This window comes from Shewanella sp. AS1 (assembly GCF_021412565.1).
GTDB lineage: Bacteria > Pseudomonadota > Gammaproteobacteria > Enterobacterales > Shewanellaceae > Shewanella.
In genome coordinates this window covers 1-563 of record NZ_JAKCLJ010000030.1, presented here as the reverse complement: position 1 = coordinate 563, position 563 = coordinate 1, and the positions used below count along the sequence as shown (strand labels likewise).

The following is a 563-nucleotide window of genomic DNA, read 5'->3' as shown; positions in this document are numbered from 1 at the left end:
GCCATCCCTAACCTCCTTGACCGCCAGTTTGCTGTGACGGCTCCCAATCAAGTGTGGTGTGGCGATGTGACCTATGTGTGGACAGGCAAACGATGGGCTTACCTTGCCGTTGTTCTGGACTTGTTTGCACGGAAACCGGTGGGGTGGGCGATGTCATTTTCGCCCGATAGTGCGCTAACAAGCAAGGCACTAACCATGGCCTTTGAGGCGCGAGGAAGGCCGAAAGACCTAATGTTCCATAGTGACCAAGGAAGCCACTATACCAGCCGCCGCTTCCGCCAACAGCTCTGGCGTTATCAGATTAAGCAGAGCATGAGTCGACGAGGAAACTGCTGGGACAACAGCCCGATGGAGCGCTTCTTTAGAAGCTTAAAAACAGAATGGATACCGATGACCGGCTATCGGGATATCGGTGAGGCTAAGAGTGAAATTTCGCGATATGTGACGGGGTATTACAGTCAGCTGAGACCACATCAATATAACGGTGGGCTGACACCCAATGAGTCAGAGCGAAGATATTGGCTTGAATACAAAACCGTGGCCAATTTTAGTTGACCACTACA

At 51.5% G+C, this 563-nt stretch carries 1 pseudogene; it reads left to right on the top strand.

Features of this window, described 5'->3' with window-relative positions:
• Nucleotides 1-555: pseudogene (locus LZP69_RS15890) on the top strand (IS3-like element ISSlo2 family transposase); the annotation flags it as partial.
• Nucleotides 556-563: the final 8 nt, after the last annotated feature.